The sequence below is a fragment of the Umezawaea sp. genome, from assembly GCF_057122925.1.
This window is the reverse complement of sequence record NZ_DBNGPQ010000002.1, coordinates 15,998-42,698: the sequence shown is the minus strand read 5'-3', so window position 1 is coordinate 42,698 and position 26,701 is coordinate 15,998. Positions and strand designations below refer to the sequence as shown.

Genomic DNA, 26,701 nt, shown 5'->3' with positions numbered 1-26,701 from the left:
CCAGCTCGTGTTCGCGCTGCCGAAGTACGACAAGGAACGCGAGGTGCCGTTGTCGGTGCCGGTGAGCCAAGCGCTTGACGAGCACATGCGGCGGTTCCCTCCGGTGAAAATCACGTTGCCGTGGGCGGTGCCGGACGGCAAGCGGGTCACCGCGGAATTGGTCGTCACGTCGGTCAACCACCTGGCCGTCCGAGCGAACGACTTCGACCGCAACTACTGGAAGAAGGCGCTCAAGGCTGCTGGCGTGCCGTACGGGCGGTACGAGAACGGGATGCACGACCTCCGGCACTTCTTCGCCTCGGTGCTGCTCGACCAAGGCGAGTCGATCAAGGCGGTCGCCGAGTACCTGGGCCACTCCGATCCGGCCTTCACGCTCGCGACCTACACGCACCTGATGCCTGGAAGCGACAACCGGACCAAGGGCGTGATCGACGGTGTCTACGCCCGGCGTGGCGGCCCGCGACGGCCCGACGATGGCCCAGAAGACCGAAATGAGCCATAAGGCCTGGTCAGCGGCGGTCGGCGGACAGATCGACAAGATCTTCTGGGAGACCAAGGCCGCGTAGTCCGCGGCCTCTGGACGACGCCGGTCAGCGAGACGACCTCTCGCTGACCGGCGTCGTTCCGCATGTGCGGCATCGGCCGCCCGAACCACCTCGACGGCCCAGCACAGTCCACCCGAGGGGCCTCGCACCACCTCGGAGACCTGCCGCCCGGCGAGAGCACGTCCCGGAACTGGGCAGAACGGGAACTGGACGAAGAACACAGACCCGACACCGGACGGGACTCGACACCGAACGGGACCTGACACCGGACGGACCCAACGACCGGAGGGAACCCGACACCGGACCGGGACCCGACAACCGCAGCAAGCCGTCGCCCTGGCACTCGGTCCCACTGCGGCATGATGTGCGGGTGCGCGCCGCCGACAGTAGCGAGGGTTATCTCAAGGGGCGGCTGCGGCGGGAGGACATCCTGGCGGCCGCGGTGGCCACGTACGCCGAGGCGGGCTACCGGGGTTCGTCGCTGCGGGAGATCGCGCGGCGGGTCGGGATGACGCACGCGGGGTTGCTGTACTACTTCCCCAGCAAGGAGGCGCTGCTCGCGGCGGTGCTGGAGCGGCGCGACACCGAGGACGGCGCTCGGCTGTCCGGAGCGCCCGGCCTGGACGCGCTGCGCAGGCTGGTCGCGCTGGCCGCGCACAACGTCCGCCACCCCGGCATCGTCGACCTGTACTCGCGGCTGGCCGCCGAGGCCGTCGCGGCCGACCACCCGGCGCACGACTACTTCGAGCACCACTACCGGATGGCCCGCCGGTTCGCGGCGGCGTCGTTCCGGGTGGTCGCCGAACGGGGGGAGCTGCGCGAGGGCGTGGACCCGGACGTGGCGGCGCTGAACTTCGTCGCGCTGATGGACGGCTTGCAGGTCCAGTGGTTGTCGAACAGCGACCGGGTGGACCTCGTGGGCTCGTTGCGGGCCTACCTGCGCGGCCTGCTCACGGTGCCGTTGGAGTGACGCACCACCAGGGACGCCCCCGGTACGGGGACGCCCCTGGTGGTGCGTGCGTGCGTGGTCGGCTTAGAAGTAGTGCGCCCGACCGCCGATCGGACGGCCCACCGCCCCGAGCACGGCGAGAACGGCGCCGATCACGAGCAGGATGGTGCCGACGGTCGTCAGGATCGAAATCCCGGCCAACCAACCGACGACCAGCAGGATCAAACCAAGAACGATCATCAGAACCTCCATGTGTCTTGAGAGGTGGATACCCAGCGCACAGCGGGCCAAACACCAACGGGTGACATCACAGTGGGTTTTGCCATAGGGCGGCCGGCGTGCGGGCCGCACTAGGATCCGGACGGTGAGCACAAATGGTCGCTACTCCGTCTACCTGCTGCGCCACGGCCAGACCGCGTGGTCCGAATCGGGGCAGCACACCGGTCGCACCGACGTCCCGCTGACCGACAAGGGCGAGCAGCAGGCCCGGCGGGCGGGCGCGGTGCTGGCACGGTTGCGCGGCACGTCGGTGCCGCCCGCGCTGGTGCTGACGAGTCCGCGGCAGCGCGCGCTGCGCACCGCCGAGCTGGCGGGTCTGGCGGTCGACGACATCACCGAGGACCTCGCCGAGTGGGACTACGGCGACTACGAGGGCAGGACGACGCCGGAGATCCGGGAGACCGTCGAGGGCTGGACGGTCTGGACGCACGAGATCCCGAACGGAGAGTCGGCGGACCAGGTCGGCGAGCGCGCGTCGGCGGTCGTGGCGCGGGTCCGGACGGCGCTGCTCGGCGGTGACGTGGTGCTCGTCGGCCACGGCCACTTCAGCCGCGTGCTGATCGCGACCTGGCTCGGCCTCGGGCCGCGCGACGGCGTCCACTTCGGACTCGACCCGGCGGGCACGTCGGTGCTCGGCGACGAGCGCGGCGACGCGCAGGTGCGCCACCTCAACGTGCCGTCGTGGGACTGGGACTAGTGCCGGTCCGCCGGATCCGCCCGGAGGACGTGCCCGCCGTGGTCGGGCTCGCCGAGGAGCTGGCCGAGTACGAACGGGCCCGCGCCGACTGCCACCTCACGGTCGAGCGGCTGCACGACGCCCTGTTCCGCCCGGCCCCCGCTCTGTTCGGCCACGTGGCCGAAGTGGACGGTGCGGTCGTCGGGATGGCGTTGTGGTTCCTCAACTTCTCGACGTGGCGGGGCACGCACGGCATCTACCTCGAAGACCTGTACGTGCGGCCGTCCCAGCGCGGTTCCGGGTTGGGCAGGGCGCTGCTGACCGAGCTGGCGCGGGAGTGCGCGGCGAACGGCTACGCGCGCCTGGAGTGGGCCGTGCTCGACTGGAACGCCCCCGCGATCGGCTTCTACAAGTCGCTCGGCGCGGTGCCGATGGACGAGTGGACGGTGTTCCGCCTGACCGACGAGGCGCTCGCGGCACTGGGATCATCCGACTGATCCACCCCGCAAGTCTCGAAATGCTCACGAAAACGTCGATTCCCCGAACAGCACGCCCGGCGCTCTGGCAGCGTTCCGCGCCGTGCCCGGCAGCGGGACCCCGATCGCGGCGACAGGTGTCCGCGAACTCGCTGCCAGGGTTTCGGAAGGAACACCTCGTGAACTACGAAACCACCGCTACCGTGGACAGCTCTGCCTTCATCGTCCCCGGCATCATCGGCGGTCTCTTCGGCCTCCTCACCATCATCGCGATGTGGAAGGTCTTCTCGAAGGCGGGCAAGCCCGGCTGGGCCGCGATCATCCCGTTCTACAACATCTACACCATGCTCAAGGTCGCGGGCCGTCCCGGCTGGTGGCTGGTGCTGTTCTTCATCCCGCTGGTGAACATCGTGATCTCCTTCATCGTGTTCGTGGACATCGCGAAGTCCTTCGGCAAGGGTGCGGCGTTCGGCATCGTCCTGCTCGGCTTCCTCAGCGTCATCGGCTACTCGATCCTCGGCTTCGGCAGCGCGACCTACCGGGGCCCGGCCGCCGCGCGCGCCTGACCTGGAAGCGGTTTCCCCGCACGTGGGGGCAACACGTGCGGGGGAACCCGGTCACCTCCCCCCGATCAACCTCTCGTCGACCGGGTGCAACGCGGTGAGCCTCCGCACGACGACGATCAGCAGCGCGCTGGCCAGCGCGAGGAACACGGCGGCGACCCACGGCGGCAGCAGCGGGGCGGTGGGCGGCCACGCGCTCCCGGCGGTGGCGGCCAGGCCGACGAGCCACGACAGCCACCAGGCGAGGACCTGCCGGGTCACCTCGCCGCGCCGGGACTCCGGAACGCCCGCCGCGGCGACGTCGGCGACGGCCTGGTGGGGCGCCCACAGGTTCAGACCGGGCACGAACCACATCCCGACCACCCAGCGGGGGCTCCAGCGGTGGACGCGGCCGGGCACCTCGGCGTTGCGCCGGACCCGGTAGAGCCACACGAGCAGCACCGGCGCGGCGCAGGTGAACAGCAGCACCGCGAAGTACCGCAGGAACGGCACGGCGATCGACAGCAGCTGCACGCCCGCCTGCGCGGCGAGCAGCGCGCACAGCAGCCCCGCCTGGGTCGACACGACGTGGGGCCTGAGGGTCATCGCGGAGTCCACGGCATTCCCCCTCCGAAGTGCCGACCAGCCTGGATCGTAGGTCCACCGGAGGTTCGCGGCGATCCGCCGACCAGTTCGGCTCAGGGCAGCCGGACGCCGACGGCACCGTAGGACAGGCAGGAGGACGGGCTCGTGTCCTCGCCGTCCTGGTGCCACGTGCCCGCCGGGACGACGCCGGGCGCGAGCACGTCGAAACCCGTGAACAGCTCCGCCACGGCGGCCTCGCCGCGCGGGGTGAGGGTGGTGCCCGCGAGCGTCCCGAGGTGGACGAGCTTGCCCATCATCTCGGGTTCGAGGTCGGCGGTGAGGTGCGAGACGACCAGCCTGCTGCCGGGGACCACCGCCTCGCGGTACTTCGCCACCACGTCGGCGGGCCGGTCGTCGTCCGACAGGTACGGGAGGATGCCGACCATCACGACCGCGACGGGCTCGTCGAGGTCCAGCAGCCGAGCGGTCTCGGGGGCGTTCAGCACGGCGTCGGGGTCGCGGACGTCGGCGTGCACGACCGCGGCGGTGGTGCTGGTGCGGAGCATCGTCCGGCCGTGCGCGACGGTCGCCGCGTCGTTGTCGACGTAGACGACCCGGCAGCTCGGGTCGACGCGCTCGACGACCTCGTGGACGTTGCCCGCGGTCGGGATGCCCGAGCCGAGGTCGAGGAACTGGCGGATGCCCGCGGTCGCGCAGAGGTGGACGGCGCGGCGCAGGAACGACCGGGTGGTGCGGGCGGCGTCGTCGGCGGCGAAGAACTTGATGGAGCGCTCGGCGAACTCGCGGTCGACGGCGAAGTTGTGGGCGCCACCGAGGTAGTAGTCGAAGAGCCGGGCCAGGTTCGGGCGCTCGACGCCACCACCGGCCGACACCCGCTTCGGGCGCTCTTGCACCGCACACCTCACCCTGGAACGTCCCGGAGCAGCGCGAACTCGTCGTCGCACGGTATCCGGCTACTCCGTTCGTGTCCATCCGCCAAAAGTGAACACGTAGGGTGATTATTACTGGTGGAAGCCGCCTGGCCAACCCGGCCGAGGGAAGACCCCTCGGCCGGGCGAACCGGTCAGACGCCTGCCAGCGACTGGATCCACGGGCGGTAGCGGGTGATGTTGGTGTAGTTCGAGACGGTCGCGCGGTCGCTCGTGGAGGCCACGCCGACCTGGTAGTAGCGGCCGTCGGCCGGGCTCGTGGCGAACATCGGGCCGCCGGAGTCACCGCCCGCCGCGATGCCGTTGCCGCGGCGCACCGACACGGCGATGCCACCGCGGTAGTCGCGGCCGGTCACGCTGGTCACGGTGGTGTCCGCGACCTTCAGGTAGCGCGACTGGCAGTTGATCTCGGGCTGGTTGGTGCAGGTCGCGCCCCAGCCGTAGAGCTGCACGGTCTGGCCCGCGCGCACCGCCGTGGTGGTGCCGAGCGGCGCGTACGTGCCCCCCACCGAGCGGTCGATGCGCACCAGGGCGAGGTCCGCCGACGGGTGCTGGGTGATGCTGACCGCGTTGACCACGGTGCCGCCGCTGGTCTGGTCGAGGCTGCCGACGCGGAACGTGTACGTGGCCGAGCTGGCCACGCAGTGCTGCGCGGTCAGGATCCAGGTCGGCGCGATGATCGTGGCCGAGCAGTTCTCGCGGCCGTTGGCGAACAGCCGGGCCGCCCAGGGGGCGTTGGACGCGGTGCCGCCACCGATGATGAACGGGGTCACGTCGCCGGGAGCCGGTTGGGCCGAGGCGACGGGCGCCAGGGAGGCGAAGGCCACGAGTGCCGTGGCTCCACCGATCAGCGCGGACAGGGTGCGCTTGAATCGCATGTGATGTCACCTAACGAACGCAGGGAGTGGTGAATTCACCACCCTCAGCGTCACGCTTTCGAGTGACACGGGACACCCTCCGATAGTTGGCGAACCATCCGACCTTCGGAGGGGAGCCAAAAGCACCAATCGCACCAATCGGGCTATTCCGGCGGAAGAACCAGTCGAACGGGCCTATTCCTCCGCGTCGGGCTCGTCCACCCCGAGGGTCCAGCGCCGAACCGGGTTGGTGAACAGCAGCGCGATCACCACGACGGCGTAGATGCCGATCAGGGATCCGACGAGCTGCTGCCCCGACGGGCCGTAGGCGTACCAGGCGACGCCCAGCAGCAGGAGCTGCACGACGATCGACGGCGTCCGGCCCCAGCGCCTGCCGAGCACCAGCCCGATGCCCGCGGCGAGCACGCCCGCGCACAGCACCGTGAAGTAGGCCGCCTCACCGAGGACCTTGCCGGTCGACTCGGCGCCGCCGAAGGCCCGCACGACGAGCGCGACGGCGAACGCGATGCCCGCGAGCCCCTGGAGCGCGGTCATGGCCCCGGCCACCCGCACGGCCGCCGGGACCTGGGTCTGGATCGCCACCTGCGAGCCCCTCACAACGGTGCATAACGGTCTGTGGTCGTCACGGATCGTAGGCCACCCGTCCGGGCCTCCCATCCGGCAGCCGGAGGGGCGAAGATCAAGGGGTCTTCGGCTTGCCGGCGGTCCGCTGGGGTGCACTTGCCGTAGACGGGGCTGCGACGCGGTGGAAAGGAGATTTGGACCACTCCAGTGCGCATGGCGCCCCTCGGACGAGGGATGCGCGGACCGTCCGCGGTCACGCGCTGTCCTACTCTGCAAGTGTGCGCGCACTTCTGGTGGTCAATCCACAGGCGACCTCGACCACGGCCGGAGGCCGGGACGTGCTGGCGCACGCGTTGGCCAGCACGGTGAAGCTCGACGTCGTCGAGACGCGGTACCGGGGCCACGCGGGTGACGTCGCGGCCCAGGCCGTCCTCGACGGGTACGGCATGGTCGTCGCCCACGGTGGCGACGGCACGGTCAACGAGGTCGTCAACGGCATGCTCCGCGCCGGGCTCTCGCCGGACCTCCCGATGCTCGGGGTGGTCCCCGGCGGGTCCGCGAACGTCTTCGCGGGCGCCCTCGGGCTGCCGCGCGACCCCGTGGAGGCCACCTACCGCCTGCTCCAGGCGATCGAGCACGGGACGAGCCGCCGCGTCGGGCTCGGCAGGGTCGCGTCGAGCGGCCCGCCCGCCTCCACCACCGCGGACAACGACCGCTGGTTCACGTTCAACGCCGGTGTCGGCTGGGACGCGGACGTGGTCGCGAACGTCGAGGAGCAGCGCGCCAAGGGCCGCGAGGCCAGCCCCTCCCTCTACGCGCGCACCGCGCTGGCCAGCTACGTCGGTCAGCGCAGGCGCACCCCCTCGCTCACGGTGCGGATCCCCGACGAGGAGCCGATCACGGACCTGCGGATGGCGTTCGTGTCGAACACCGACCCGTGGACCTACCTGGGCGGCAAGGCGATCCGCCTCAACCCGTCCACGTCGTTCGACAACGACCTCGGCCTCTTCGCGCTGCGCAACCTCGGGTTGCCGACGGTGCTGCGGTACGTGGGCCACCTGCTCGTGCGAGAAGGAAATCCCAAGGGCGGGAACCTCCTGCGCCGCGACGACGTTGAATATGTTCGGGTGACGAGCAAGGAGCCGGTCAACCTCCAGGTGGACGGCGACCTGCTCGGCGATTGCACCGAAGTCGAGTTCACGTCCGTTCGTGAAGCTCTCACGGTCGCCGTGTGACCTCTGCGTGATGATCTTGCGACCGACCTGCGATGTTCGATCGGACGCGAACTTCGTAGAGTGAAACCGCTGGTGAACGGTGTCGATCTTTTGGGTGAGTTCACTCACCGGGTTAGTGCTAACCCCTTGACATCCCCGCCGTTCGTGAAAGCATTCACAAGCACCCCAAAACGACCGCTGACGATCGGCGTGCCTTCGAGCGCGCCTAGCTGAGGAGTAGTTCCAATGGACTGGCGCCACCGCGCAATCTGCCGCGACGAGGACCCCGAGCTGTTCTTCCCCGTGGGGAATAGCGGTCCTGCGCTCTTGCAGATCGCCGAGGCGAAGACCGTCTGCCGCCGCTGTCCCGTCGTCTCCGACTGCCTCGCGTGGGCACTCGAGAGCGGCCAGGACGCCGGTGTGTGGGGCGGGATGAGCGAAGACGAACGTCGCGCACTCAAGCGCCGCAACGCCCGCACGCGGGCCCGGAGCAACGCCTGAGTCGCAAGACCGGCAGTTGGCACCGAAACCAAGGACAAACTGAGGGCCCGACACCGTGCCAGGTGTCGGGCCCTCAGTTTTTGTTTGCACACCCTCCCGCATGACCACGAGGCGCCGCTGAGGCGGGTCGCCACGTGTGCACGGAGAACAGTTTAGCGCCGGCCCCGGAGCGGCACGCGCAGGACCGCCTCAGTACCGCCTCGCGGCCTCCGCCGCAAGCTCAAGGAACCCCTGAGTTCGGACTCCACGAGGGTCCGGACGATCTGGAGACCGAGCCGTTCGGTGCGCTCCAGCGAGAACCCCTGCGGCAGTCCCTTGCCGTCGTCGGCGATCACCACGTCGAGCCAGCGGGCCGACCTCTCCGCGTGCACCACGACCTCCCCTCGCTGGCCAGGGGCGTAGGCGTGCTCGAACGCGTTCTGCACCAGCTCGGTCAGGACCATCACCAGAGGGGTCGCCAACTCGGCCGCCACGACCCCGAACGGCCCCTCCCGGCGGACCGACACCTGGGTCTCCGTGGTGGCCACGTCGCTCATCATCGGAATCACCCGGTCGACGACGTCGTCCAGGTCCACGCGCTCGTCCACGGACATCGACAGCGTCTCGTGCACGAGTGCGATGGACGTCACCCGACGCACCGATTCGGCCAGCGCCTCGCGCGCCTCCTCGTTGCTCGTGCGCCGCGACTGCAACCGCAGCAGCGCCGCCACGGTCTGGAGGTTGTTCTTCACCCGGTGGTGGATCTCGCGGATCGTGGCGTCCTTCGACATCAGCGCCCGGTCGCGCCTGCGGACCTCCGTGACGTCGCGGCACAGCACCAGCGCACCGGCCGGGTTGCCGCGCGGCCTCAGCGGCAGCGCGCGGAACAGCACGGACGCCCCGCGCCGCGACTCGGCCTCCATGCGCATGGACGGGTTGCCGTCCACGGCCGCGCGGAACCGGTGCGCGATCTCGGTCGCGTCGAACGGGTCGTCGATCAGCGACCGCGTCAGCGGCGCCAGGTGCACGCCCACCAGGTCGGACGCGTGGCCCATGCGGTGGTACGCCGACAGCGCGTTGGGGCTCGCGAACACCACGGCGCCCGCCGCGTCGAGCCGGATGAACCCGTCGCCGACGCGCGGGCTCGTGTGCACGTCCGGCGACGGCTCGGTCGTCGGGAACGTGCCGTCCGCGATCATCTGGCACAGGTCCGCGGCGCTGCCGAGGTAGGAGATCTCCAGCGGGCTCGGCACGCGCGGCACGGCCAGGTTCGTGTTGCGGCTGATGACCGCGATGACCTGCTTGCCCAGCCGCACGGGGATCGTCTCGCGCCGCACGGGCACCCCGAGGTGCCACAGCGGGTCCTCCTCGCGGCAGATCCGCGACTCGATGATCGCGCGCCGGAGCTGCGGGTGCTCCTCGACCTGCATGGAGCTGCCGACGACGTCCTCGGGGTGCGCGGTCGGCGCCGTCGTCGGCCTGGCCTGCGCGACGCAGAGGAACGTGGCGTCGTCCAGCGGCACCCACAGCAGGAAGTCCGCGAAGGAGAGGTCCGAGAGCAGCTGCCACTCGGCCACGACGAGCTGGAGGTGGTCGACTGCCGCGCCGGACAGCCTGGTGTGCTCGGCGAGCAGATCCGTGAGGGTGGACACGCGTCATACAACCACGGTTCAGACCCCTGCCAGTGCCCGGTCGAGCGCGTGTCACACTGAGGAGAAGCAGTTGACCAGATGCTCAAGGAGACACCCATGTCGAAGCGTGCCCGCAAGCGCCGCGATCGCAAAAAGGGTGGCGCTAACCACGGGAAGCGCCCCAACGCCTGATCGCAGGCCGAAGAAAGGCCCTCCGGGACTGTCCCGGAGGGCCTTTCGCGTTCCGCGGTCGCACGTCCCACGTGGACGGCGGCGGTCGGAGGAGCGCTACTCCTCGACGACCTTGATCGTGGTCGACCGCACCTCGACGGCGCCGTGCTGCGCCAGCGTCTCGTGGATGCGCGCGCGCAACCGCTCCTTCAACGTCTCGGGCGCGTGCTCACCCCCGCACTTGCGGGCCAGCAGCATCTTGAGGTGCTCCTCGATGCCGTACTGCTCCAGGCACGGGTGGCACTCCTCCAGGTGCTTCTGAAGCAGCTCCTTGCGCTTGACGTCGCACTCCTGGTCGAGGAACAACCAGACCTCGGAGAGGACCTCCGAGCAGTCGGTGTCGTGGGGTTCGCCGCAGTTCATCGCCCCGCCACCTCTTCCTCGGGCTGACCGTTGCGCAGGAAACCGCGCTCGCGCGCGACGTCGGAGAGCTGCTCGCGCAACTGGCGACGCCCCCGGTGCAACCGGGACATCACCGTGCCGATGGGGGTGCCCATGATCTCGGCGATCTCCTTGTACGCGAAGCCTTCGACGTCAGCAAGGTATACCGCGATCCGGAACTCCTCCGGAAGACGTTGGAGCGCTTCCTTCACGTCGTTGTCCGGGAGCAGGTCCATCGCCTCGACCTCGGCCGACCGCAGACCGCGCGACGTGTGGCTCTCGGCCTTCGCCAACTGCCAGTCGGTGATCTCGTCGGTGGGCTGCTGCAACGGCTGCCGCTGCTTCTTGCGGTACCCGTTGATGTAGGTGTTGGTCAGGATCCGGTACAGCCACGCCTTCAGGTTCGTGCCCTGCGAGAACGAGGCGAAGGCGGCGTAGGCCTTCAGGTACGTCTCCTGCACGAGGTCCTCGGCGTCGGCCGGGTTGCGCGTCATCCGCAGAGCGGCGGCGTACAACTGGTCGAGCAGCGGCATCGCGTCGCGCTCGAAGCGAGCAGCCCGCTCCGCGGGTGTCTCATCCGTCGGGTTGGCCTGCGAACGGGTGGCGGGCACCGCGCTCCTCTCCCGCCGACCCGATGATGGCGCGACGGCTACTGCTGGCTGGGACGGGTCCCAGAATACGCGGACCTGGTCCGCCGGGCCGTCCACCGGCCGCTGCTCCATCACCTCGGTAACCACACTCCTCCGAACGCGACGCGGAACTCCGGCATTCCCCCCGATATCGTTCCTCCATGGCCGGACGCGGGACCCCCGCCACAGCCCTGCTGGACGAGCAGCGCGTGGCCCACACCCTCCACTCGTACGCACACGACCCCCGCCACGAGTCCTACGGGCTGGAGGCGGCGGAAGCCCTGGGCCTGCTGCCGAACCAGGTGTTCAAGACCCTGGTGGTGGACCTGGACGGCAGCCTGGCAGTGGGCGTGGTCCCCGTGACGAACCAGCTGGACCTGAAAGCACTGGCCGCGGCCCTCAAGGGCAAGAAGGCCAAGATGGCCGAGGTGGCAGCGGCAGAGCGGGCCACCGGCTACGTGGCGGGCGGCATCTCACCACTGGGCCAGAAGAAACGCCTACCGGTGGTCCTGGACACCTCGGCGACGAACTTCGGGACGATCTTCGTCAGCGCGGGCCGCAGGGGCCTGGAGGTGGAGATCGCCCCAGCAGACCTGACCCGCCTGACCAACGCGGCGGTAGCCAATATCTCAGCCTGAGCAGCGCCAAAGACGAGCAGCGCCCACAGCACCAGCACCCCGCAGCACCAGCAACGTGAGGCGACCCGCAGAGGACCAGCAGGGACCGACTGCCGACCAGCTACGGAGCGCAACCCCACCACGCAACAGTGGCCGATCTTACTCGGGGATCTGCCCTTGAAATTTGTCGGGCAAGGGCTTCCCACCTGCCCCTTCAAGCCCGGCAAAGGGGCAAATCGAGGGGCCCCGGGTCAAATCGGCCACCCACGCCGGAAGCCGGGCACCCACAGCCCCACCCACGCCGGAAGCCGGACACCCACGGCCCACCCCCACAACCACCCTCACACCTCAAGCGGCCGCAACACCCGATCCAGCCACCCGGTAACAGCCCTCTGCAACCCCTCGGCATCAGCCTTCAACGAGTGGTCCCCCTTCAACAGCACCACCTCCCGGTGATGAGCCGTCTCAGGCCTCCCGAACGGGTCCGCCTCCCCCTGCACGATCAACGTGGGCACCTCGACCCCCGCCAGCTCCCCGGCCCGGCTCTTCTCCGGCTTCCCAGGGGGGTGCACCGGGAAGGCCAGGCACAGCACGGCCACCGCCAACCCCTCCACCGAAGTCCGGCAGGCCACCCGAGCCCCGGACGACCGCCCCCCGAACAGCAGCGGCATCCCGTCGAACCAGCGCACACCCAGGTCCTCGGCCACGGCCAACCACGCCACGTCCAACTGCTTCGCGGGCGCGGGGGCCCTCCGCCCGGCCACCCGGTACGGCTGCTCGACCAGCGCCACGTGCACCCCGGCGTCCACCGCCGCCCGCGTGGCCGCGACCAGGTCCGGCGCCCCGATCCCGCCACCGGCCCCGTGCCCCAGCAGCAGGGCCGCCCTCCCCTCGGCCGAGCAGTGCAGCTCGGCCCGAGCGGGACCGTGCGGCGTGTCGACGAGGGTGCTGGTCATGACAGCTCGAACAGCGTCGGTTCAGGCATCTCGGCGGGCGACAGCGAGATCGGGTCCATCAGTTCGGGGCTGTTGTTCCGGACGTTGTTGACCGCCATCGACACCGGCCTCAGCTCCAGCGAGTCCACCAGCGCCTCGTCCGGCGCCAGCAGCGCGGAGGGGTCCGCGGAGTCGGGGTCCAGCCACGCGCCCCAGTGCGACGCGGGCAGCAGCAGCGGCATCCGGTGGTGCACCGACGCCATCTCGCCGACGGCGTCCGTCGTCAGCACCGCGCACGTGATGACGGCCTTGCGGCCCAGTTCCTCGTCCGGCTGCCACCACACGGACCAGATCCCCGCCATGGCCAGGCTGGAGCCGTCGTCGGGGTTGATGAAGAAGGGCTGCTTCCTGCCCTCGCCCGGCTGCCACTCGTACCAACCGTCAGCGGGGAGGATGCAGCGGCGTTTGGCGGCGCTGTCCCGGTAGGACGGCTTGGTCAGGACGCTCTCCGACCTCGCGTTGATCATCTTTGCGGCCCCGGACATGTCCTTCGCCCAGTGCGGCACCAGACCCCAGCGCATCACGCGGACGCTGCGCTCCGTGACCGTCGGGTCGGGTTCGCCGTCGGCGTCGCGGGGGTGCCGCTCCACCACGGCCAGCACGTTCTTGGTGGGGGCGATGTTGTAGTCCGGACCGGGGGCGTCGCCCTCCGTGGCGTCCACCGCGTCGAACTCCGCCGCGAGCAGCGCCGGGTCCTTGGTGGAGGCGTACCTACCGCACACTCCAGATCACCTCCGCGCCAGATCAACTTCTGGGCAAGCCATCGTCGCACGTCGCCGGCACCGGTGCGACCCCTCGACCGCCCCATGCGCAATCATCGACCCATGACTCAGCAGTGGTCCGCTCCCACCGCCAACGGCCCCGTCCGCGCGACGGTACCCGTGCCCGGCTCCAAGTCGATCACCAACCGCCTGCTGCTGCTGGCCGCGCTGGCCGACGGCCCCTCCGTGCTGCACGCGCCCCTGCGCAGCCGCGACAGCACGCTGATGGTGGAGGCGCTCCGCTCGCTGGGCGTCGCCGTCACCGACGGCCAGGACGGGAGCTGGCACGTCACCCCCGGCGAGCTGCGCGGACCGGCGGACGTCGACTGCGGCCTCGCGGGCACGGTGATGCGGTTCCTGCCGCCCGCCGCGGCCATCGCGACCGGGGAGATCCGGTTCGACGGCGACCCGCACGCGCGGCTCCGGCCGATGGGCACCGTCCTGTCCGCGCTGCGCGCGCTGGGCGCGGACATCGCGGGCGACGGGCTACCGTTCACGCTGACCGGCACCGGCTCCCTGCGCGGCGGCGACGTGACGATCGACGCGTCCGGCTCGTCGCAGTTCGTCTCGGGCCTGCTGCTGTCCGGTGCGCGCTACGAGCGGGGCGTGCGGGTCCTGCACGACGGCGAACCCGTCCCGTCGCTGCCCCACATCGCGATGACCGTCGAGGTGCTGCGCGCCGCGGGCGTCGAGGTGGACGACCGGGAGCCGAACACCTGGACCGTCGCGCCCGGCCCGGTGCGCGGGCGCGAGTGGCACGTGGAGCCGGACCTGTCCAACGCGACGGTGTTCCTGGCGGCGGCGGCCGTGACCGGGGGCGAGGTGACCGTGCCCGGCTGGCCGACCGAGACGACCCAGGCGGGCGACGCGGTGGGCGACATCCTCCAGCGCATGGGCTGCGAGGTCGTGCTGGACGAGCGCGGGCTGACCGTGCGCGGGCCGGAGCGGCTGGCGGGCCTGGACATCGACCTGCACGACGAGAGCGAGCTGACCCCGACCGTCGCCGCGCTGGCGGCGCTGGCGGACGGGCCGACGCGGATCCGCGGCGTGGCGCACATCCGCGGCCACGAGACGGACCGGCTCGCGGCGCTCGTCGCCGAGATCAACGGCGTCGGCGGAGCGGCGGAGGAGACCGAGGACGGCCTGGTCATCGACCCGAAGCCGCTGCGCGGCGGGCCGTGGCGCGCGTACGCCGACCACCGGATGGCCACCGCGGGTGCGATCATCGGCCTGGTCGTGCCGGGCGTCGAGGTCGACGACATCGGCAGCACCTCCAAGACGATCCCCGACTTCCCAGGAATGTGGGCGACGATGCTCAACGAGGTCCGTTGACGTGAGCCGTGGCGACTGGCACAAGCTCGACGAGTCCGACGTGCGGGTGCGGCCGGGGAAGGGGACCCGGCCGCGCAGCAAGAAGCGCCCCGAGCACGCGGACGCCGTGCCCGCGATGGTGGTCGGCGTGGACCGCGGGCGGTGGACGTGCGCGCTGGACGACGACCCGGAGCGCCTGGTGACCGCGATGCGGGCACGGGAGCTGGGGCGGACGCCGGTCGTCGTCGGCGACCGGGTCGGTCTGGTCGGCGACGCGTCCGGGCAGCCGGACACGCTGGCCCGCATCGTGAAGGTCGCCGACCGGAGCAGCGTGCTGCGCCGCACCGCGGACGACACGGACCCGTTCGAGCGGGTCGTGGTCGCCAACGCCGAGCAGCTGATCATCGTGACGGCGCTGGCGGACCCCGTGCCGCGCACCGGGTTCATCGACCGGTGCCTGGTGGCGTCCTACGCGGGTGGGCTGACGCCGGTCCTGTGCCTGACGAAGGCCGACCTGGCGAGCCCGGACGAGCTGCTCGCCGCGTACGCCGAACTGGACCTCGTGGTGGTCGTGACGAGGTCCGACGAGGACCCGAAGCCGCTGCGGGAGCAGATGGCCACCAGGGTGTCCGCGCTGATCGGGCACTCCGGTGTCGGCAAGTCGACGCTGATCAACCAGCTCGTTCCGGGCGCCAACCGGGCGGTCGGCGTGGTCAGCGGGGTCGGCAAGGGGCGGCACACGTCGACGCAGACCGTGGCGCTGCCGCTGCCCGAGGGCGGGTGGGCGGTGGACACGCCGGGCATCCGCTCGTTCGGGCTCGCGCACATCACGCCGACCGACATCGTGGCCGCGTTCCCCGGCATGAGGGAGATGGCCGAGGAGTGCCCGTCGGGCTGCGGCCACCTCGGCGCGCCGGAGGACCCGGACTGCGTGCTGGACGAGCTGGTCACCACGGGCGTGGCGACGCAGGGCCGGTTGGACTCCCTGCGCCGCCTGCTCAGCTCGCGCGCGGGCCTGGAGGAGTACCCGGACTAGTGCCGCGGCCCAGGTAGGCGAGCAGCCGGTCGGCCGGGGTCTCCGGTCGGAGCGGCGCGGCGAAGCGAGCGGGCCGGTCGGCGTCGCTGACCAGCAGCAGCGCCACCGGGTACAGCTCGTCGGCGAGGGCGCGCGGGATGGGCCGGACGTCGCCGCACGCGCGGGCGACGTCCCACCCGTGCACGGCGACCTCCAGCGCGCCCGCCCTCGCCACGACGTCCGTCGTCACCGGGCACCCGCCGACGGACACCGCGGGACGGCCGTCGCGGGCCGTCCACGCGCCGAGCACCTGCCGGGCGTGGTCGCGGGCCGCGGCGACCGGGTCGTCGTGGTCGACGGCCGCGGGCTCCAGGTCCACGTGCCCGTCGTCGGCGGCCTCCCGCAGCGCCGCCAGCGAGTCGACCAGGTGCCGCAGCAGCGCCCGCAGGTCCCAGTCGCGGCACGGGGTCGGGCGCGACAGGGCGGCCGGGGTGACCCCGTGCAGGCAGCCGAGCGTGTAGGTGACGGCGCGTTCGAGCAGGTCGACGTGGCTCACGTCGCCACCGAGGGCGGCAGGCCGAACACCTCGAACAGCGACGTGTCGAGGAAGTTGACCACGTGGGTGATGCCCTTCTCCCCGACCTCCAGCACCTGGACGTTGAACGGCTTCCCGCTGAGGTAGAGGCCGAACGCGGGCTGGCCGTTCGCGCGCGTCGGCACCACCCGGACCTCACCGGGGCAGCGGATCTCCAGGTGCCTGGCGACCGCCTCCGGACCGCGGTACCAGGACCTGAACGGCGGCATCTCCCAGACGACGTCGGCGGTGAACAGACCGACGATCGCCGGGATGTCCTTGGCCTCGAACGCCGCCGCGTACCGGTCGAGCAGCTCGCGCTGCGCCGCGGTCGACGGCTCCACCACCGCGTCCTCGGTCACCTCGGCCAGCCGCGCCCGCGCCCTCTGGAGGATGCTGTTGACCGCCGCGGTCGACGTCCCCAGCAGCTCGGCGACCTCGGCGGCCCGCCACCTGAGCACGTCGCGCAGGACCAGCACGGCCCGCTGCCGCGGCGGCAGGTACTGGAGCGAGGCGACCAGCGCCAGCCGGATCGTCTCGCGCTCGGTCACGATCGCCGCCGGGTCCGCGCCGACCAGCTCGTCCGGCACCGGCTCCAGCCACAGCACCTCGGTGCCGTCGACCAGGTCGTCCTCCGGGTCGGAGTCCGACCCCAGGCCGGTGGGCAGCGGGCGGCGGGCGCGCTTCTCGATGGCGGTCAGGCACGCGGTGGTCGCGATCCGGTACAGCCACGTCCGCAGGGACGACCGCCCCTCGAACCGGTCGTAGGCCTTCCACGCGCGCAGGTACGTCTCCTGCACCAGGTCCTCGGCGTCGTGCACCGAGCCCAGCATCCGGTAGCAGTGCGCGAGCAGCTCGCGGCGGAACGGGTCCGAGAGCCTGATGAAGTCGTCGGCCATCGTGGGTACCTCCTCTGTCCGTGGTGATGACCCGTTCGGGGGTGGAAACTCATCGCGGTTCGTATGAACGGATGGGGGTGTTAACCGGTTCGGGTGTACGGGGAGGTGCGCCCATGTCCCCGGAACGGGGGTGCGCGGTAGCCTGCGCGCCATGGCGCAGGTGACGGGAATAGGCGGCGTCTTCTTCCGCGCCAGGGATCCCGCGCGGTTGGCCGGCTGGTACCGCGACAACCTCGGCGTGCCCATGAACGACCACGGGACGGTGACGTTCCACTGGGTCGACTCGTCCACCGAGGACAACCCCGGGACCACGACCATCGCGCTGTTCGCGAACAACACCGACTACCTCGGGGAGCCGGGGCAGCGGGCCATGCTGAACCTGCGGGTGGACGACCTGCGGATCCTGCTGGCCAAGCTGAAGGCCCGCGGCGTCGAGGTGCTGCCCCAGACCGAGGACTCGGAGTTCGGGCGGTTCGGGTGGTGCGTGGACCCGGAGGGCAACCGGATCGAGCTGTGGGAGCCCGCCGAGGGGATGTGACCCCGACTTCGAGCACCCCCTCCCCACCCCGCTCGGAGGGGCGCTACATGAGGTCCAGCAGGAACGGGAGTTCCTGACGCGCGTACCAGGCCAGTTCGTGGTCCTCCGCGCTGCCGAGCGTGAACTCCGCGTCCGGGTCGCCCAGGTCGGCCTCGTCGATCACCTCCGCCGCCGCGCGCACCGCGTCCTCGGCCTCCGAGGTGTCCAGGTGGATCGCGGCCACCAGCTCCAGCGGCACCGGACCGGAGACCTTGACGACCGAGAAGTCGAGGTCGGGGCGGAGCTTCACGTCGTCGACGTCCACCGAGACGACCGCCCGCCTCGGCATGGCCTTGTCGTCCGTGCCCAGCTCGGCCGCCAGCAGGCGGATCGAGGCGCGGGCCGCGTCGAGCATGGCCGCGTACTCCAGCTCCTCCGTGTCGCCCGCGGCGTAGGACTCCCTCAGTGCCGGTGTCAGCGCGAACGCCGTGCCGCCCACCGGGCGGAACTCACCGGTGTCCACCAGGTCGCGCAGCATGGCCACGGTCGCCGGAAGGTAGACCCTCATTCCGATACCGTCCCCATCAGTTCTTCCACGGATTCCTCGACCATCGCAGCTAGAACGTCCACATCGGACATCGCGTCCCTGTCGGCGTTGAGACCGAAGTAAACACCACCGTCGTACGACGTGACGCCGATCGACAGGGCTTGGTTCTTCGCCAGCGGGACCACCGGGAAGATCTCGGTCATCCTCGCGCCTGCCGCGTAGAGGGGCACCTGGGGGCCGGGCACGTTCGTGACGACGACGTTGAAGAGCCGTCGGGAGAACGAGCTGGCCGCACGGGCGCCCAGGGCGTGCAGGGTCGGCGGGGCGAAGCCGGAGACCTTGACCAGGGTGTCCGCCGCCACCGACTGGCCGGATTCCTGGTGGGCCCGCATCGCGTGGCTGACGTGGTGCAGGCGCACGACCGGGTTCGACTCGCCCACGGGCAGGTCGACCAGGAACGCCGCCACGCCGTTGGAGCCGTCCTCGTCGCGCACCGAGAGCGGCGCCATCGCGCGCATGGTGGTGTGGGCGGAGACGACCTCGCCCCGCGACATCAGCCAGGCGCGCATGGCCCCGGAGAGGACCGCGAGCACGCCGTCGTTGACCGTGCCGCCGTGGGCGCGGCGGATCGCCCGGAACTGCTCCAGGGTGCCGCGCGCGACGGCGAAGCGGCGGGCCGGGCCGATGCGGACGTTGAGGGGGCTGCCCGGCGCCGGGGTGGACGCCGTGCGGAGGGCGGAGGCCAGACCGCCCAGCGCGCCAGCGACCTTCTGCACGGTGGCGACCGTGTCCATCGCGGCCGAGCGGACGTTCTCGACCAGCTCACCCGGCCGTTGCACGGCCTCGGCCACGGCGTCGGCGACCAGCTGGAGGCCGCTGGGCTCCGGCTGGGGCATCCACAGGCTCTCCAGCGGCCTGCGCGGGCTCGGGGAGACGTCCAGCATGACCTGGCCGATCTCGATCGCGCCCACGCCGTCGACCACGGCCTGGTGGGTCTTGGTGATGACGGCGATCTGGTTGCCCTTCAGGCCCTCCACCAGGTACGTCTCCCAGAGGGGACGGGTGTGGTCGAGCGGGCGGGACATGAGCCGGGCCACCAGGTCGTGCAGCTGCGCGTCGCTGCCCGGCTTGGGCAGGGCGGACCTGCGCACGTGGTAGGTCACGTCGAAGTCCGGGTCGTCGACCCACACCGGCCTGGCCAGCCTGCCGGGGACGTGCACGACCTTCTGGCGGTACCTCGGCACCAGCGGCAGGCGCTGCTCGATCAGCTCCACGAGGCGGTCGTAGTCGAACCCCGTCCTCGGTCTCCGGAACACCGCGACCCCACCGACGTGCATCGGCGTCGTGGCGTCCTCCAGGTACAGGAACGAGGCGTCCAACGCGGACAGGCGATCGGGCATGGGGTCAGGTTAGCCCGCCGCCGGTCGGGGACCGGGGAACACCGAGGTCGTCCGTCACGGACGGCGGCAGCGCTCGACCAGTTCCTCCACGGCCCTGACCTCCTCCGGGTCGCGGTCGTGGCGGGCGAGGCGGATCTCGGCGGCGGCGGGCATGGCCTGCCGGACGGCGTCGTCGACACCGGCGAGGAACGACCTGACCAGGCGCGCCCTGGCGGCGCGGCGGACGGGGCGGAGCTTGCCGACGGCCATCGCGAGCCAGCTCAGGGCCAGGTCGACGCGGCGGTCGCCGCGGGCGGCGCACGCCCAGTCGATCGCCACGGGGCCGTCCGGGCCCAGCACGACGTTGCCGGGGTGCAGGTCGAGGTGCAGCAGCGCCCCCTTCGGCGAGCCGGGCAGGAAGTCGGGGGCCGGGACGTCGTCGAGGCGGTGGTGCAGCTCGGCCAGCTGGCGCCCGAGCGCGGCGGCGCGCCACGGCCTGCGGTCCAGCTCGACCGACATCCGGGGGCCGGGAACGTACTCCATGACCAGGCCCTCGTCCTCGACGCCGTGGACCCTCGGCACCGGAATCCCGCGTTTGCGCAGGTAGCGCATCAGCTCGGCTTCGGGATCGAGGTCCCGGCCGTCGCGGTTGTGCTTGACCAGGAGGCCGTCCGGCCGCAAGAAGACGTCCGCCTCTTGACCACTGGCCAAGAGGCGGGCGCGGTGCGCAACGCTGCGCTCGCCCGAGCTCATGTGACGATCCTCATGGTTGACGGCGCCAATGCAAGCCCCTGAACGGGCATGGCACCCTTCTGCACGTGGAAATCTCCCCCAAGGACAAGTTCGTCACCGTCTACGGCCGCAAGCCGGTCCTCGAAGCGCTCGACGACCCGCGCCTGGACGTGGACAAGGTGGTGCTCGCCGAGACCGCGCGCGGCGCGGCGGCCAGGGAGATCCTCGACGCGGCCAAGCGGCGCGGGGTGCGCGTGCAGCGCGCGACCGAGCAGCGGGTCAAGGTGCTCGCGGGCAACGGGCGGCACGACCAGGGCGTTCTCGCCGACGTGGTCGCTCCCCGGATGCTCCCCCTCGACCTGGCGCTGGACGGCCCGGAGCGACCGCGCGGTGTCCTCGTGCTCGACGGGATCACCACGCCCGCGAACGTCGGCATGATCCTGCGGACCGCCACCGCGGCGGGCATGGACGGCATCGTCGTGCCGCGGCGCGGCGTCGCCTCGATCGACCCGCTCGTGGTCAAGGCGTCCGCGGGGGTCGCGTTCCGCGCGCCGATGCTGCGCTGCGCGACCGCCGCCGAGGCCGCCGCGAACCTCCGCGCCCACGGCTACCCGCTGTTCGCGCTGGACGCGAACGCCAAGGAGTCGATCTACACCGCGGACCTGCCCGAGCGGGCGGCGTTCGTGCTCGGCAGCGAGACGAACGGCATCTCCGACGACGTCCGCCCGCACGTCACCGGCTGGCTGTCGATCCCGATGTTCGCGGGCGTCGAATCGCTCAACGTCGCCAGCGCCGCCGCCGTCCTGTGCTTCGAGGTCGTCCGCAGGCGCGAAGCGGGTAGGTAGTCGACTGGACCCGCCGCGTTTTCCAGCGGCGGGTCCAGCGAGTCACGACACGATCGCCACCACGGCGCGGCGAGCGCCGGATCGAATTCCCGTGTCAGCGTCCCGTGGTCGGCGGCATTCGAGCCACGGGGCTGGAACCGCACAATTCGTGACTGGTGTTCACCTGTTCGCCCCCTTCACCTCAACCGTCGACGCCGTTGACGTTACGCAGGCGCGGTGATGACGGACAATGACCGAAAAGGGGCGGGTTCTCTCGCGGGCTGTGACCGGTGCGGACATCCGGAATGCCCCTAGCAGAACAACGCGCTCCGCGCGGGTGCACCCGACCACCGCGCTCGGTTCACGGAGGGTGTCAGCGAGCCAGGACCTCGTCGACCGTCAGAACGGCCACCCCGTCCTCGTTCAGCCGCCACAGCGTCGCCTGGTGCTCCTCGACGGACGCGCTCGCGGTCGCGTCGGACACCACGGTCACCTCGAACCCCAGGGCCAACGCCTTGGCCGCCGTGCCGCCGACACCGTGCTTCGTGGACACCCCGGCGATCACCACCGACTTCGCCCCGATGTCCCGCAGGTCCGACACCAGCCGCGTACCGCTGAACGCGTCGACCCCGGTCTTCGTCACCACGTGCTCACCGCGCCCCGGCTCCAGCGACTCGACCACGTCGTCGGCGCCGTCGCCGCGCAGGTGCCGCACGATCACCACCGGCGCGGCGGCCCGGTCGAACGCGTCGCGCAGCCGGACCACCGCGTCCACCACGGCCGAACCCCCGATCGGGGCGAGGGGCATGTCGAGGATCCGCTGCTGCGGCTCCACCAGGACCAGGACTGACCGAGCGCTGAGCAAGGGCTTGAACCACCTGACGTCATGATGAGTTGATCTTCAGGGTAGCAGCGGAAACCCAAGCAGCACAGCAAGTTCGCCAACAGTGACCGCAATGGACGTGTGGTGCACCCCCACCATCCCGACAGCCGCCGCACCCCGCACGTTGACCGCCAGGTCGTCGACGAACACGCACTCCTCGGGCCGCAGGCCGAGGCGCTCGGCGGTCAACGAGTAGATCGCGGCGGAGGGCTTCGCCAACCCCACCTCGCCGGACACGACCACGACGTCGAACAACCCGTCCCACTCGGCGGGGGGCGCCCACAACCCGTCCGCGTTGGACAGCAGCCCGGTGGACAACCCGCGCGCCCGAACCTCCCGAACAACCGTCAACAACGGCGGCTCGACGGCGAACCCATCACCGAAGTCGGTGAGCACCCCACCGAAGTCCAACACCAGTCCACGCAGCACAGGAGCAACCTACGCCGCTCACCGGATCGGGTGATCACGGTCCGGTTCGGAGCGATGGGCACTCGGTACCTGCGACAGATCACCAGGTCCACAGGAGTCGATGTGCCGTCCCAGTTGCGAACGTTGGGGTCGCTGCAACCGCCACCACGAGCGAACACGGAAATACCGGCGATGCGAACAGCACCGGAACGCCGCCTGACCGAGGAAGACGCACGCAGAATACTCACGTTCGTGGCGGAAGCCCTGGACGGCCGCCGAGCACCACGACAACTCATAGGGTTGATGGACGAAAAGGCAGCACGAGAACTGCCGGTGGAGACAGGGCGCGTACGCCTCGGCAGAATCCGCCTGTGCCGAGTGGCACCGACGGCGGCGGAGATATCGGGCACGTTGACCAGAAACAACAGGGTGCACGCACTGGTCGCGAGACTGGAACACACGGGGGGACACTGGACGTGCACGGTCTTCAAAGTAATCAAATAGAGTGCGGGCCGACCAAGGCGGGTCGGGGTCTTCTCTGAAGCGTGGCCGATTTCAGTCGGGGATTTGATCCTTGCCCTCGCTGATCGGGCTGCTTGACACCACCTGCCCTTCAGCCCGATCAAAGGGTCAAAATCCAGGGGTCCCCGAGTCACATCGGCCACCACCGCTGGGAGTGGCGGTGGCCCGGGTTCTCATCGCTGTGTGATCCGGGGGCGTGGGCCCCCCTCCACCACCCCGGTCGCGCGATCGTCTCGTACGGTTTCCGGAGTTTGTCAAGGCGGAAAAGATGCCTTGACAAACTCCGGAAACCGCGAGGGCGCTGTGGGACCGGGGCGGCGGAGGGTTGGGGTGGTTGAGGGCTCCGGGTTGGGTGGTGGGGCTGGTGGGGAAGGGATGCTTGGCGGTTGTGGGTGGGGTTCGTTGCCGCGGTGGAAAAGGTGGTCCAGTGTCGTTGCCGCGGTGGAGGGAGGGTCGGGCTCCGCCCTTGGTCTCAGCCCCGGTTACCAGGGCTTGAGCACTCGACCTCGCAGCTCAAGCGCCTCGGCCTCCAGTTCGAACCACGGGCCCCCACCATTCACAGCGAGAGGGCCGTCCCCATCGGGAACGGCCCTCTCGCTGACTCGCTCTTGAAAGCCCTACCTGCGCGGGCCCTTCCTGGCCGACTTGGCCTGGGCCCTGGCGGCCGCGCGGCGTTCCTTTCGGGTGCCCGCCGTGTCGTCGCCCGCCTCGGCGTCGCGCGCCTCGGCCTCTCCGTCCTCATTGGGCCCGGAGTAGCTCAGGCGCTGCCTGCCCGGCTCGTCCAGCCCCTTGCCGCGCAGCGCCGGGGGGATCGCGGAGCCGGCCGAGAGCTGTGCCAGCGCCGGGCCCGCCGGTGCCTCCGGAGCGGGGGCGGGGGCCTCGCTGGCCGCTGCGGCGCGCGCGCGGGCTCGGCTGCCGGTCAGCGGGCCGGCGCCGTTGCTCAGCGACACCGGGATGGGCGGTGCGGCTACCGGTTCCGGTTCTGCCGCCTCCACCTGGAGGTTGAACAGGAAGCCGACCATCTCCTCCTTCAAGGCGTCCAACATCCTGTTGAACATCTCGAAGCCCTCGCGCTGGTACTCGATCAGCGGGTCGCGCTGGGCCATCGCCCGGAGGCCGATGCCCTCCTTGAGGTAGTCCATCTCGTACAGGTGCTCGCGCCACTTGCGGTCCAACACGGACAGCAGCACGCGGCGCTCCAGCTCGCGCATGGCACCCGGCCCGACGCGCGAGTCGATGTCGGCCTCGCGAGCCTGGTAGGCCTCCAGCGCGTCCTTCTGCAACGTCTCCCGCAGGGACTCGCGGGTGATGTCGTCGTCGCCCTCGACGAGCTGCTTCCAGTCGAGCTTGATCGGGTACAGCGTCTTCAACGCCGTCCACAGCTGCTCGAAGTCCCAGTCCTCCGAGTAGCCGTCGGCGGTCGCGCCGTCGACGTACTCCTCGATCACGCTGGTGATCATGTGCTCGACCTGCTCGCGCAGGTCCTCGCCGTCGAGCACGCGGTGGCGCTCGGCGTAGATGACCTTGCGCTGGAGGTTCATCACCTCGTCGTACTTGAGGACGTTCTTGCGGATCTCGAAGTTCTGCTGCTCGACCTGGGTCTGAGCGCTGCGGATGGCCCTGGTGACCATCTTGTGCTCGATCGGCACGTCGTCCGGCACCTTGAGCCGCGTCATCACGGTCTCGACCATGGCGGCGTTGAAGCGCCGCATCAGCTCGTCCTTCAAGGACAGGTAGAACCGGGACTCGCCGGGGTCGCCCTGGCGGCCGGAACGACCGCGGAGCTGGTTGTCGATGCGGCGCGACTCGTGGCGCTCGGTGCCGAGCACGTACAGGCCACCGGCCTCGCGGACCTCCTCGGCCTCGGCCTTGACGTCGCGCGTGACCTCCTCGATCAGCTTCGACCAGGCGGCCTCGTACTCCTCCGGGGCCTCGACCGGGTCGAGGCCGCGCTCGCGCAGCTCGTGGTCGGCGATGATGTCCGGGTTGCCGCCGAGCACGATGTCGGTGCCTCGACCGGCCATGTTCGTCGCGACGGTGACGGCGCCCTTGCGGCCCGCCTTCGCGATGATGAGCGCTTCCCGGTCGTGGTGCTTCGCGTTCAGCACCTCGTGCGGGATGCCGCGGCGGACCAGCAGCTTCGACAGGTACTCGGAGCGCTCGACGCTCGTCGTGCCGATCAGGACCGGCTGGCCCTTCTCGTGGCGCTCGGCGATGTCGTCCGCGACGGCCTCGAACTTCGCCTCCTCCGTCTTGTAGACGAGGTCGGGCTGGTCGTCGCGGCGCGCGGGGCGGTTCGTCGGGATCGGCACCACGCCGAGCTTGTAGGTCTGGTGGAACTCGGCCGCCTCGGTCTCGGCGGTACCGGTCATGCCGCCCAGCTTCTTGTACAGGCGGAAGTAGTTCTGGAGCGTGATCGTGGCGAGGGTCTGGTTCTCCGCCTTGATCTCCACGCGCTCCTTGGCCTCGATGGCCTGGTGCATGCCCTCGTTGTACCGCCGACCGGCCAGGACGCGGCCGGTGAACTCGTCGACGATCATGACCTCACCGTTGCGGACGATGTAGTCCTTGTCCTTGGTGAAGAGCTCCTTGGCCTTGAGCGCGTTGTTCAGGTAGCCGACCAGCGGCGTGTTCGCGGCCTCGTAGAGGTTCTCGATGCCGAGCTGGTCCTCGATGAAGGTCACGCCGACCTCGGAGATGCCGACGGTGCGCTTGCGCTCGTCGACCTCGTAGTGGACGTCCTTCTTCAGCAGCGGCGAGAGCCGGGCGAACTCCTGGTACCAGCGCGACGACTGGTCCGCGGGGCCGGAGATGATCAGCGGCGTGCGCGCCTCGTCGATGAGGATCGAGTCGACCTCGTCGACCAGGCCGAAGTAGTGGCCGCGCTGCACGCACTCGTCCAGGCTCCACGCCATGTTGTCGCGCAGGTAGTCGAAGCCGAACTCGTTGTTCGTGCCGTAGGTGATGTCCGCGTTGTACGCCACGCGGCGCTGCTCCGGCGTCAGCTCCGACAGGATCACGCCGACGGTGAGGCCGAGGAAGCGGTGGACACGACCCATCCACTCCGCGTCGCGCTTGGCGAGGTAGTCGTTGGTCGTGATCACGTGCACGCCCTCGCCCGCCAGGGCGTTGAGGTACGTCGGCAGCACCGAGGTCAGGGTCTTGCCCTCACCCGTGCGCATCTCGGCGATCTGCCCGAGGTGCAGCGCCGCACCACCCATGAGCTGCACGTCGAAGGGCCGCTGGCCCAGCGTGCGCTTCGCACCTTCGCGGACGACGGCGAACGCCTCAGGAAGCAGCTCGTCGAGGGACTCCCCGTCGGCGTAGCGCCTGCGGAACTCGTTCGTCTTCTCCCGGAGTTCCGCATCCGTGAGGTCTACGACTTCGTCTTCCAGGTTGTTGATGTGCGCTGCGATGTTGCGCAGGCGCTTGAGCATCTTGCCCTCGCCAGCGCGGAGCAGTCGGGACAGCACCATCCGGGTCGACCTCATTACCTCATCGCGACGCGCCCGTTCAGGGCGCCTTCCACCAGGCTCGAGAAGCCCGCTCTAGCCGACATCGTAGGCAAGAGCGAGACCTGTGTGCACCGACACAGGCAGGAACCGGTCCAGAACTCGCTGTGACAGGTCCCCGGATGCGCCGCGCACGACGGTACAACGGTCGAGGGTGCGCTTTGGTGCCGCGAAAACGCCGAGATCCCCCGAAGC

General features: G+C 70.5%; 32 protein-coding genes. 14 read left to right on the top strand and 18 right to left on the bottom strand.

What is annotated here, in order from left to right; genetic code table 11:
* The coding region (locus AC156L_RS00280) for a tyrosine-type recombinase/integrase (RefSeq protein ID WP_484406501.1) at window positions 1–502 on the top strand (502 nt) is incomplete at its 5' end.
* A gap of 413 nt (window positions 503–915) precedes the next feature.
* A complete protein-coding gene (locus AC156L_RS00275; RefSeq protein ID WP_330879604.1) occupies window positions 916–1,515 on the top strand; it encodes a TetR/AcrR family transcriptional regulator in 600 nt (199 codons plus the stop codon).
* A 63-nt stretch (window positions 1,516–1,578) separates the two neighbouring features.
* Here AC156L_RS00275 and AC156L_RS00270 read toward each other — a convergent pair whose 3' ends face one another.
* Complete coding sequence (locus AC156L_RS00270) at window positions 1,579–1,734, bottom strand: DUF6131 family protein (RefSeq protein WP_330879603.1); 156 nt, start codon at window positions 1,732–1,734, stop codon at window positions 1,579–1,581.
* Between the two features lie 124 nt (window positions 1,735–1,858).
* On the opposite strand from AC156L_RS00270, the gene AC156L_RS00265 reads away from it, so the two are divergent.
* The 3 genes from AC156L_RS00265 to AC156L_RS00255 all read left to right on the top strand — a co-directional run bounded on the left by AC156L_RS00265 (window position 1,859) and on the right by AC156L_RS00255 (window position 3,491).
* Complete coding sequence (locus AC156L_RS00265) at window positions 1,859–2,470, top strand: histidine phosphatase family protein (RefSeq protein WP_330879602.1); 612 nt, start codon at window positions 1,859–1,861, stop codon at window positions 2,468–2,470.
* Complete coding sequence (locus AC156L_RS00260) at window positions 2,461–2,946, top strand: GNAT family N-acetyltransferase (RefSeq protein WP_330879618.1); 486 nt, start codon at window positions 2,461–2,463, stop codon at window positions 2,944–2,946. The genes AC156L_RS00265 and AC156L_RS00260 overlap by 10 nt, the downstream gene beginning before the upstream one ends.
* Window positions 2,947–3,104: 158 nt before the next feature.
* Window positions 3,105–3,491 (top strand): DUF5684 domain-containing protein, encoded by a 387-nt coding sequence (locus AC156L_RS00255; RefSeq protein WP_330879601.1) that lies wholly within the window; start codon window positions 3,105–3,107, stop codon window positions 3,489–3,491.
* Between the two features lie 51 nt (window positions 3,492–3,542).
* On the opposite strand, the gene AC156L_RS00250 is transcribed toward AC156L_RS00255, so the two are convergent.
* The 4 genes from AC156L_RS00250 to AC156L_RS00235 all read right to left on the bottom strand — a co-directional run bounded on the left by AC156L_RS00250 (window position 3,543) and on the right by AC156L_RS00235 (window position 6,462).
* Window positions 3,543–4,073 (bottom strand): DUF4328 domain-containing protein, encoded by a 531-nt coding sequence (locus tag AC156L_RS00250; protein ID WP_330879600.1) that lies wholly within the window; start codon window positions 4,071–4,073, stop codon window positions 3,543–3,545.
* A 92-nt stretch (window positions 4,074–4,165) separates the two neighbouring features.
* Complete coding sequence (locus AC156L_RS00245) at window positions 4,166–4,966, bottom strand: SAM-dependent methyltransferase (RefSeq protein ID WP_330879599.1); 801 nt, start codon at window positions 4,964–4,966, stop codon at window positions 4,166–4,168.
* Window positions 4,967–5,136: 170 nt separating this feature from the next.
* Window positions 5,137–5,880, bottom strand: coding sequence for a S1 family peptidase (locus AC156L_RS00240; protein ID WP_330879598.1), 744 nt, complete (start codon window positions 5,878–5,880; stop codon window positions 5,137–5,139).
* Window positions 5,881–6,054: 174 nt separating this feature from the next.
* On the bottom strand, window positions 6,055–6,462 hold the full coding sequence (locus AC156L_RS00235) for a hypothetical protein (RefSeq protein WP_330879597.1): 408 nt from the start codon (window positions 6,460–6,462) through the stop codon (window positions 6,055–6,057).
* Window positions 6,463–6,722: 260 nt separating this feature from the next.
* On the opposite strand from AC156L_RS00235, the gene AC156L_RS00230 reads away from it, so the two are divergent.
* Both AC156L_RS00230 and AC156L_RS00225 read left to right on the top strand, forming a co-directional pair.
* Window positions 6,723–7,679, top strand: coding sequence for a diacylglycerol/lipid kinase family protein (locus tag AC156L_RS00230; RefSeq protein ID WP_330879596.1), 957 nt, complete (start codon window positions 6,723–6,725; stop codon window positions 7,677–7,679).
* A gap of 225 nt (window positions 7,680–7,904) precedes the next feature.
* A complete protein-coding gene (locus AC156L_RS00225; RefSeq protein WP_015104912.1) occupies window positions 7,905–8,159 on the top strand; it encodes a WhiB family transcriptional regulator in 255 nt (84 codons plus the stop codon).
* 152 nt (window positions 8,160–8,311) lie between these two features.
* Here the strand turns inward: AC156L_RS00225 and AC156L_RS00220 are convergent, their stop codons facing one another.
* Window positions 8,312–9,790, bottom strand: coding sequence for a sensor histidine kinase (locus tag AC156L_RS00220; RefSeq protein ID WP_330879595.1), 1,479 nt, complete (start codon window positions 9,788–9,790; stop codon window positions 8,312–8,314).
* Between the two features lie 96 nt (window positions 9,791–9,886).
* On the opposite strand from AC156L_RS00220, the gene AC156L_RS00215 reads away from it, so the two are divergent.
* Window positions 9,887–9,961, top strand: coding sequence for a 50S ribosomal protein bL37 (locus AC156L_RS00215; RefSeq protein ID WP_096498094.1), 75 nt, complete (start codon window positions 9,887–9,889; stop codon window positions 9,959–9,961).
* A gap of 96 nt (window positions 9,962–10,057) precedes the next feature.
* On the opposite strand, the gene rsrA is transcribed toward AC156L_RS00215, so the two are convergent.
* Both rsrA and AC156L_RS00205 read right to left on the bottom strand, forming a co-directional pair.
* Window positions 10,058–10,363 carry a mycothiol system anti-sigma-R factor gene (rsrA, locus tag AC156L_RS00210; protein WP_330879594.1) on the bottom strand — a complete coding sequence of 102 codons (306 nt, stop codon included), beginning with the start codon at window positions 10,361–10,363 and terminating at the stop codon, window positions 10,058–10,060.
* Window positions 10,360–10,992 (bottom strand): sigma-70 family RNA polymerase sigma factor, encoded by a 633-nt coding sequence (locus AC156L_RS00205; protein ID WP_330879593.1) that lies wholly within the window; start codon window positions 10,990–10,992, stop codon window positions 10,360–10,362. The genes rsrA and AC156L_RS00205 overlap by 4 nt, the downstream gene beginning before the upstream one ends.
* A 179-nt stretch (window positions 10,993–11,171) precedes the next feature.
* On the opposite strand from AC156L_RS00205, the gene ybaK reads away from it, so the two are divergent.
* Entirely contained in the window at window positions 11,172–11,648 is a 477-nt protein-coding gene (ybaK, locus tag AC156L_RS00200) for a Cys-tRNA(Pro) deacylase (RefSeq protein WP_330879592.1), read from the top strand.
* Window positions 11,649–11,968: 320 nt separating this feature from the next.
* Here the strand turns inward: ybaK and AC156L_RS00195 are convergent, their stop codons facing one another.
* Entirely contained in the window at window positions 11,969–12,583 is a 615-nt protein-coding gene (locus tag AC156L_RS00195) for an alpha/beta hydrolase family protein (protein ID WP_330879591.1), read from the bottom strand.
* Window positions 12,580–13,344, bottom strand: a complete 765-nt coding sequence (locus AC156L_RS00190; RefSeq protein WP_330879590.1) for an SOS response-associated peptidase — start codon at window positions 13,342–13,344, stop codon at window positions 12,580–12,582. Before AC156L_RS00190 ends, AC156L_RS00195 begins: the two co-directional genes overlap by 4 nt.
* Window positions 13,345–13,446: 102 nt before the next feature.
* Between AC156L_RS00190 and aroA the strand changes: the two genes are divergently transcribed.
* A complete protein-coding gene (gene aroA / locus AC156L_RS00185; protein WP_330879589.1) occupies window positions 13,447–14,715 on the top strand; it encodes a 3-phosphoshikimate 1-carboxyvinyltransferase in 1,269 nt (422 codons plus the stop codon).
* Between the two features lies 1 nt (window position 14,716).
* On the top strand, window positions 14,717–15,730 hold the full coding sequence (gene rsgA / locus AC156L_RS00180; RefSeq protein WP_330879588.1) for a ribosome small subunit-dependent GTPase A: 1,014 nt from the start codon (window positions 14,717–14,719) through the stop codon (window positions 15,728–15,730).
* On the opposite strand, the gene AC156L_RS00175 is transcribed toward rsgA, so the two are convergent.
* Both AC156L_RS00175 and AC156L_RS00170 read right to left on the bottom strand, forming a co-directional pair.
* A complete protein-coding gene (locus tag AC156L_RS00175; protein WP_330879587.1) occupies window positions 15,693–16,265 on the bottom strand; it encodes a TIGR03086 family metal-binding protein in 573 nt (190 codons plus the stop codon). The two genes, rsgA and AC156L_RS00175, sit on opposite strands and share 38 nt — an antisense overlap.
* Window positions 16,262–17,182, bottom strand: a complete 921-nt coding sequence (locus AC156L_RS00170) for a sigma-70 family RNA polymerase sigma factor (protein ID WP_330879586.1) — start codon at window positions 17,180–17,182, stop codon at window positions 16,262–16,264. Before AC156L_RS00170 ends, AC156L_RS00175 begins: the two co-directional genes overlap by 4 nt.
* Window positions 17,183–17,333: 151 nt before the next feature.
* Between AC156L_RS00170 and AC156L_RS00165 the strand changes: the two genes are divergently transcribed.
* Window positions 17,334–17,720 carry a VOC family protein gene (locus AC156L_RS00165; RefSeq protein ID WP_330879585.1) on the top strand — a complete coding sequence of 129 codons (387 nt, stop codon included), beginning with the start codon at window positions 17,334–17,336 and terminating at the stop codon, window positions 17,718–17,720.
* Between the two features lie 43 nt (window positions 17,721–17,763).
* Here the strand turns inward: AC156L_RS00165 and AC156L_RS00160 are convergent, their stop codons facing one another.
* The 3 genes from AC156L_RS00160 to AC156L_RS00150 are packed head-to-tail and all read right to left on the bottom strand — an operon-like array spanning window position 17,764 to window position 20,378.
* Window positions 17,764–18,267, bottom strand: a complete 504-nt coding sequence (locus AC156L_RS00160; protein WP_330879584.1) for a DUF6912 family protein — start codon at window positions 18,265–18,267, stop codon at window positions 17,764–17,766.
* Complete coding sequence (locus AC156L_RS00155; protein WP_330879583.1) at window positions 18,264–19,646, bottom strand: WS/DGAT/MGAT family O-acyltransferase; 1,383 nt, start codon at window positions 19,644–19,646, stop codon at window positions 18,264–18,266. Before AC156L_RS00155 ends, AC156L_RS00160 begins: the two co-directional genes overlap by 4 nt.
* A 54-nt stretch (window positions 19,647–19,700) precedes the next feature.
* The gene (locus tag AC156L_RS00150) at window positions 19,701–20,378 is read right to left on the bottom strand and encodes a phosphotransferase (RefSeq protein WP_330879582.1); all 678 of its coding nucleotides are present in this window, start codon (window positions 20,376–20,378) and stop codon (window positions 19,701–19,703) included.
* Between the two features lie 65 nt (window positions 20,379–20,443).
* On the opposite strand from AC156L_RS00150, the gene AC156L_RS00145 reads away from it, so the two are divergent.
* Window positions 20,444–21,202: a TrmH family RNA methyltransferase gene (locus AC156L_RS00145; protein WP_330879581.1), complete on the top strand. Its 759-nt coding sequence runs from the start codon at window positions 20,444–20,446 to the stop codon at window positions 21,200–21,202.
* A 352-nt stretch (window positions 21,203–21,554) separates the two neighbouring features.
* Here AC156L_RS00145 and AC156L_RS00140 read toward each other — a convergent pair whose 3' ends face one another.
* Both AC156L_RS00140 and AC156L_RS00135 read right to left on the bottom strand, forming a co-directional pair.
* Window positions 21,555–22,046, bottom strand: coding sequence for a cysteine hydrolase family protein (locus AC156L_RS00140; RefSeq protein WP_330879580.1), 492 nt, complete (start codon window positions 22,044–22,046; stop codon window positions 21,555–21,557).
* A 36-nt stretch (window positions 22,047–22,082) separates the two neighbouring features.
* Entirely contained in the window at window positions 22,083–22,493 is a 411-nt protein-coding gene (locus AC156L_RS00135) for an HAD-IA family hydrolase (protein ID WP_330879579.1), read from the bottom strand.
* A gap of 54 nt (window positions 22,494–22,547) precedes the next feature.
* Between AC156L_RS00135 and AC156L_RS00130 the strand changes: the two genes are divergently transcribed.
* Complete coding sequence (locus tag AC156L_RS00130) at window positions 22,548–22,976, top strand: Rv3235 family protein (protein ID WP_414720066.1); 429 nt, start codon at window positions 22,548–22,550, stop codon at window positions 22,974–22,976.
* A gap of 635 nt (window positions 22,977–23,611) precedes the next feature.
* On the opposite strand, the gene secA is transcribed toward AC156L_RS00130, so the two are convergent.
* Window positions 23,612–26,470, bottom strand: coding sequence for a preprotein translocase subunit SecA (secA, locus tag AC156L_RS00125; protein WP_330879578.1), 2,859 nt, complete (start codon window positions 26,468–26,470; stop codon window positions 23,612–23,614).
* Between the last annotated feature and the right edge of the window lie 231 nt (window positions 26,471–26,701).

Bases quoted from the DNA above. Each gene is read 5' to 3' on its own strand.
- AC156L_RS00240 (WP_330879598.1), bottom strand. From the start codon at position 5,880: ATGCGATTCAAGCGCACCCTGTCCGCGCTGATCGGTGGAGCCACGGCA.
- AC156L_RS00225 (WP_015104912.1), top strand. From the start codon at position 7,905: ATGGACTGGCGCCACCGCGCAATCTGCCGCGACGAGGACCCCGAGCTG.
- rsrA (WP_330879594.1), bottom strand. From the start codon at position 10,363: ATGAACTGCGGCGAACCCCACGACACCGACTGCTCGGAGGTCCTCTCC.
- AC156L_RS00270 (WP_330879603.1), bottom strand. From the start codon at position 1,734: ATGATCGTTCTTGGTTTGATCCTGCTGGTCGTCGGTTGGTTGGCCGGG.
- AC156L_RS00150 (WP_330879582.1), bottom strand. From the start codon at position 20,378: ATGAGCTCGGGCGAGCGCAGCGTTGCGCACCGCGCCCGCCTCTTGGCC.
- AC156L_RS00195 (WP_330879591.1), bottom strand. From the start codon at position 12,583: ATGACCAGCACCCTCGTCGACACGCCGCACGGTCCCGCTCGGGCCGAG.
- AC156L_RS00170 (WP_330879586.1), bottom strand. From the start codon at position 17,182: ATGGCCGACGACTTCATCAGGCTCTCGGACCCGTTCCGCCGCGAGCTG.
- AC156L_RS00165 (WP_330879585.1), top strand. From the start codon at position 17,334: ATGGCGCAGGTGACGGGAATAGGCGGCGTCTTCTTCCGCGCCAGGGAT.
- ybaK (WP_330879592.1), top strand. From the start codon at position 11,172: ATGGCCGGACGCGGGACCCCCGCCACAGCCCTGCTGGACGAGCAGCGC.
- AC156L_RS00130 (WP_414720066.1), top strand. From the start codon at position 22,548: ATGGGCACTCGGTACCTGCGACAGATCACCAGGTCCACAGGAGTCGAT.
- AC156L_RS00250 (WP_330879600.1), bottom strand. From the start codon at position 4,073: ATGACCCTCAGGCCCCACGTCGTGTCGACCCAGGCGGGGCTGCTGTGC.
- AC156L_RS00155 (WP_330879583.1), bottom strand. From the start codon at position 19,646: ATGCCCGATCGCCTGTCCGCGTTGGACGCCTCGTTCCTGTACCTGGAG.
- AC156L_RS00160 (WP_330879584.1), bottom strand. From the start codon at position 18,267: ATGAGGGTCTACCTTCCGGCGACCGTGGCCATGCTGCGCGACCTGGTG.
- aroA (WP_330879589.1), top strand. From the start codon at position 13,447: ATGACTCAGCAGTGGTCCGCTCCCACCGCCAACGGCCCCGTCCGCGCG.
- secA (WP_330879578.1), bottom strand. From the start codon at position 26,470: ATGGTGCTGTCCCGACTGCTCCGCGCTGGCGAGGGCAAGATGCTCAAG.